Consider the following 5,205-nt stretch of genomic DNA (forward strand, 5'->3'; position numbering starts at 1 on the left):
GCTGGCGTATGGGGCGTATGAAGTTCTTGCTTGAATGCTCGCGCTGACGCACCAGCTTGCTGCTGTGATCCGGTCTGTTCAGGCCCCTGGTGATCCAGATGCCGGCTCTGGCCATCTCCGCTAACCAGAACGATCCGTTGTCCAGCGAGGGCGCGGCCAGCACGTCGCCGCCGCCGTCCAGGTTGAAGTAGGCATGGCTGGTCAGGCTCACCGGCGTGGGTTTGTCGCACTGGGCGCGGAACTCCACCACCAGCTCCCAGCCTTCCAGCCGGTATTCCAGCTGCACCTCCAGCCGGCCGGGAAAGCCCTGGTCGCCGTCGGGGGAGAGCAATCCCAGCCGCAGCCGGTCGGCTTCCTGCGCCAGCCGCTGCCAAGGGCGGCGGTGGAAGCCGTCGCGGCCGCCGTGCAGGCAGTGGGGCGCCTGGTTGGCGTCCAGCCACCAGGCTTCGCCGCCGTATGCCAGGTAGGCCCCGCCGATACGGTTGGCGAAGCGCCCGGCCACGGCGCCCAGCCAGCCCTGCTGGCGCGGATAATCGGCCGGGGCGCAGCCCAGCAAGACCTCCCGCCGCCCATTGCCCACCGGTACTTGTAACGAACACAGGGTGGCGCCGAAGGGCAGCACGGCCAGCCGCAGCCCGGTCTCGTTGCACAGCTCCAGCGGGGTCAGCACAGGCCGGCCCCCGCGCTGGGATGGCACAGGTAGCAGTCGGCGACGAGCCCGAAGCGGGCCGGATACTGCTCGCGTACCGCGGCGATCACCCCGGCGACCCGCTCCGGCGGCAGCAGGGCCACCACGCAGCCGCCGAAGCCGCCGCCGGTCATGCGCACGCCGCCGTGCTCGCCAATGCGCTCGCGGATGATCTCCACCAGGCCGTCGATGGCCGGTACCGTGATCTCGAAGTCGTCGCGCATGGCGGCGTGGGACTCGGCCATCAGTTGCCCGAGGCGGACCAGATCCCGTCCGGCCAGGGCCTCGGCGGCGGCCAGGGTGCGGGCGTTTTCCCCCACCACGTGGCGGGCCCGACGGTAGCAGGCGTCATCCAGCCCGGCCTTGCCGGCCTCGAGCCGGCTCATGTCCAGATCGCGCAGTGCCGCCACCCCGTAGTGACGGGCGGCGGTTTCGCACTGCCGGCGGCGCAGGTTGTATTCGCTGTCCACTAGGCCCCGGCGCACTCTGGAGTTGACGATCAGCACCGCCAGCCCCTCCGGCATGGTGATGTGGCGGCTTTCCAGACTGCGGCAGTCGAGCAGCAGGGCCTGGCGGGCCCGGCCATTGGCCGAGATCATCTGATCCATGATGCCGCAGTTGCAGCCCACGAAGCGGTTTTCCGCCTCCTGACCGTTCAGAGCCAGCTCGGTCTGGCTGAGGGGCAGTTCCCAGGCTTCCTTGAACGCCTGGCCCACGGCCACCTCCAGCGAGGCGGAGGACGACAGCCCGGTGCCCTGGGGGATATTGCCCGAGATCACCAGGTCCAAGCCGCCGAACCTCGGCTGGCGCTGCTGCAGCTGGCTGACCACGCCGCGCACATAGTTGCTCCAGCCCTGCTGCGGGTGGGGTTCGATGGGCGCGGACAGGCGGAAACTGTCCTGCTGCCGGTCATAGTCGGCGGCCACCACCCGCACCAGATCGTCGTTACGACGGCCCACGGCGATGCAGGTCTCGTAGTCGATGGCACAGGGCAGCACGAAGCCGTCGTTGTAGTCGGTGTGTTCGCCGATCAGGTTGACCCGACCGGGCGCACGCACCCGCAGGTCCGGCTCCCGGCCGAACAGCTGGCGGAACAGGGGAAGTACGGTATCCAGCGGCATCATCACAGCTCCTCTGCCTCTTTGTAGTGAACCGGGCTCTGGGCGCGCAGGCGCTCGGCAGCCTGTTCGGGGGTGAGATCGCGCTGGGCCTCGGCCAGCATCTCGAAGCCGACCATAAACTTGCGCACCGTGGCCGAGCGCAGCAAGGGCGGGTAGAAGTGGGCGTGCAGCTGCCAGGCTTCCGGCCTGGCTTCCCGCGGCGGGGCGAAGTGCCAGCCCATGGAATAGGGAAAGCTGCAGCGGAACAGGTTGTCGTAGCGGCTGGTGAGCTCCTTCAACGCGCGCGCCAGATCCGCCCTCTGGGACAGGGTGAGATCCGGCAGCGAGGACACCGGGGCCTTGGGCAGCAGCAGGGTCTCGAAGGGCCAGGCGGCCCAGAAGGGAACCACCGCCAGCCAGTGCTCGGTGTCCACCACGGTGCGGCGTCCGTCCGCCTGCTCGCGTGCCACATAGTCGAGCAGCAGCGGCCGGCCGTGCTCGGCCAGCCAGTCCCGCTGGCACTGCTGTTCCCGCAGGATCTCGTTGGGCAGGAAGTCGCAGCCCCACACCTGGCCGTGGGGATGGGGGTTGGAGCAGCCCATGGCCGAGCCCTTGTTTTCGAACAGCTGCACCCATTGCCAGTCTCGGCCCAGCTCTGCCACCTGCCCGCACCAGGTGTCGATTACCGCTTCGATGGCCGCCGGCGACAGCTCGGGCAGGGTCTTGCCGTGATCCGGCGAAAAACATATCACCCGGCTGGTGCCCCGGGCCGCCTGCAGCCGCAGCAGCGGGTCGGGTTCGTCCGCCGCCGGGGTGTCGGGCATCAGGGCGGCGAAGTCGTTGGGGAACACGAAGGTGCCCTCGTAGTCGGGATTGCGCTCGCCGGTGACGCGCGGATTGCCGGCGCACAGGTAGCAGTCGGGATCGTGGGTCGGAGCCAGGACTTCGGTCGGCGCTTCCACCTGGCCCTGCCAGGGCCGCTTGGCCCTGTGGGGCGACACCAGCACCCACTGGCCGGTGAGCGGGTTGAAGCGGCGATGGGGATGATCGACGGGATCAAACATGTTCAGTCCTCGTAACCGTTGGGATTATTGCGCTGCCAGCGCCAGCTGTCGGCGCACATCTGGGCCACGTCGCGGCGGGCCTGCCAGCCCAGCTCGCGCCAGGCCTTGCCCGGATCGGCCCAGTATTCGGCGATGTCGCCGGGGCGACGGCCGACCACCTGGTGGGGCAGGGGCCGACCGACGGCGTCGGAGAAGGCCGCCAGCATCTGCAGTACGCTCTGGGGCTGGCCGGTGCCCAGGTTATAGCTGTGTACCCCGGGCCGGCCCAGGCAGTGCTGCAACGCCTTGACGTGGCCTTCGGCTAGGTCCATGACGTGGATGTAATCGCGTACACCGGTGCCGTCGACCGTGGGATAGTCGCCGCCGAACACCTCCAGCCGCGCCAGCCGGCCTATCGCCACCTGGGTGAGGTAGGGCATGAGGTTGTTGGGGATGCCCTGGGGATCCTCGCCCAGGCTGCCCGACTCGTGGGCGCCCACCGGGTTGAAGTAGCGCAACAGCGTCATGCTCCAGCCAGGCTTGGCCAGTTGCAGATCTTCCAGGATCTGCTCCACCATCAGCTTGGTGCGGCCATAGGGATTGCTCGCCTGGCGGGGAAAGTCCTCGCGGATGGGCACGGAAGCCGGGTCGCCATAGACGGTGGCGGAAGAGCTGAACACTAGGTTGGTCACCCCGGCCCTTGTCATGGCGTCGAGCAGAGCCAGGGTGCCGGTGATATTGTTTTCATAGTATGCCAGGGGCAGGCGGGTCGACTCGCCCACCGCCTTGAGGGCGGCGAAATGGATCACGGCCTGGATCGGCTGTTCCGAGAACAGGCGATCGAGCAGGGCGTCGTCGCGGATGTCACCCTGGTAAAAAGCCGGTTTTTCGCCACTGATGTCGGCAATTCGCGTCAGTACGCTAATTTTGCTGTTGCTCAGGTTGTCCACTATCACGGGCTTGAAGCCGGCCTGCTGCAGGGCCAGGCAGGTGTGGCTGCCGATATAGCCGCAGCCGCCGGTTACCAGGATCCTCATCTTGTCACTCCCTTGTGTTGGATGGAGGCCAGTCTAGCCGACTGGCCGGAGGTCATTCTGTGATCATGCTAGCAAATAAGTGTAAACGTTTACATTACTTCAGAGCAATCTTTGCCTGGACCGGGCCCGGACGGCTGTTCCCGGCTTCGCTTAGGGGTATAATGGCGATTCGTTAAGCTGCTGAAAGTGAATGCCCGATGAGCACAATCAAGGATGTCGCCCGCCTCGCCCAAGTGTCGGTGGCAACGGTTTCAAGGGTGATCAACGAGTCGCCCAAGGCCAGTGCCGCCGCCCGGGAGGCGGTGTACAAGGCCATGCGCGAGCTGGGCTACACCCCCAACGCCAATGCCCGCGCCCTGGTGAGCCAGACCAGCGACACCATAGGGGTGCTGGTCAACGACGTGGCGGATCCCTTCTTCGGCGCCCTGGTGAAGGGGGTGGCGGGGGTGGCGATGGAGCAGGGGCTGCACCTGCTGGTGGGCAACGGCTTTCACCGGCAGGAGCAGGAGCGGCGCTCGCTGGAGCTGCTGATCAGCAAGCGCTGCGAGGCGCTGGTGGTGCACAGCAAGGCCCTGAGCGACGCCGAGCTGATCGACTATGCCCTGCGCCATCCGGGCATGGTGCTGATCAACAGGGACATCCCCGCCCTCAAGGGCCGCTGCATCGCCCTCAACAACCAGCAGGGCACCCTGGTGGCCACCCGCCACCTGATCGAGCTCGGCCATCGCCATATCGCCTTCCTGTGCTCCGATCAGGCCATCGAGGACAGCGTGGCCCGCCGTCAGGGCTATGAAGAGGCGCTGCGGGAGGCGGGGCTGGGGGTGGAGGCGGAGCTGGTCGAGCAGGGGCCGCCCAACGAGGAAGGGGGCGAGCGGGCCATGCTCAACCTGCTGGCCAAGGGGGCGCCGCTGACCGCGGTGGTGGCCTACAACGACGCCATGGCGGCGGGCGCCATCTCGGTGCTGGCCGACAATGGCCTGCGGGTGCCGGAGGAGGTGTCGGTGGTGGGCTTCGACGACCTGATCTACGCCCGTTACCTGCGGCCCAAGCTGTCGACCCTGCGCTACCCGGTGGAGCTGATGGCGGCCCAGGCGGCACGGCTGGCGCTGGCGCTGGCGGCGGGACAGCCGGTGCCGGAGGACAGCCGGCAGTATATCCCCCCCCTGATCAACCGCCATTCCATCGCCCCGGTGCGCCGGCCGGCCCGGGCCTGATAGCGGCACACCGCGCGGCCGCCACTCCCTTCCGGGCCTACGGGCTGGACTCAGGCCGCCGGGTCCCGCGCCAGCAGGGCATCGATGCGCGCCAGCTCGTCGTCGCCCAGGGGGCCGCTCCGG

At 68.0% G+C, this 5,205-nt stretch carries 5 protein-coding genes; 1 reads left to right on the forward strand and 4 read right to left on the reverse strand.

The features are described 5' to 3' along the window. The 4 genes from CGX12_RS18635 to galE form a co-directional block, all read right to left on the reverse strand. Window positions 1-667 (reverse strand): aldose epimerase family protein (locus tag CGX12_RS18635; protein WP_497045933.1); only part of this gene is annotated, 667 nt, incomplete at its 3' end. Continuing rightward, on the reverse strand, window positions 664-1,812 hold the full coding sequence (gene galK / locus CGX12_RS18640; RefSeq protein WP_094041375.1) for a galactokinase: 1,149 nt from the start codon (window positions 1,810-1,812) through the stop codon (window positions 664-666). The genes galK and CGX12_RS18635, both read right to left, overlap by 4 nt. After that, window positions 1,812-2,852, reverse strand: coding sequence for a UDP-glucose--hexose-1-phosphate uridylyltransferase (locus CGX12_RS18645; protein ID WP_094041376.1), 1,041 nt, complete (start codon window positions 2,850-2,852; stop codon window positions 1,812-1,814). Before CGX12_RS18645 ends, galK begins: the two co-directional genes overlap by 1 nt. 2 nt (window positions 2,853-2,854) lie before the next feature. After that, complete coding sequence (galE, locus tag CGX12_RS18650; RefSeq protein WP_094041377.1) at window positions 2,855-3,868, reverse strand: UDP-glucose 4-epimerase GalE; 1,014 nt, start codon at window positions 3,866-3,868, stop codon at window positions 2,855-2,857. Between the two features lie 197 nt (window positions 3,869-4,065). On the opposite strand from galE, the gene CGX12_RS18655 reads away from it, so the two are divergent. Further along, complete coding sequence (locus CGX12_RS18655) at window positions 4,066-5,082, forward strand: substrate-binding domain-containing protein (RefSeq protein ID WP_094041378.1); 1,017 nt, start codon at window positions 4,066-4,068, stop codon at window positions 5,080-5,082. The last annotated feature ends 123 nt before the right edge of the window (window positions 5,083-5,205 follow it).

Source organism: Zobellella denitrificans, assembly GCF_002237365.1.
In the GTDB taxonomy this organism is placed as follows: domain Bacteria; phylum Pseudomonadota; class Gammaproteobacteria; order Enterobacterales; family Aeromonadaceae; genus Oceanimonas; species Oceanimonas denitrificans.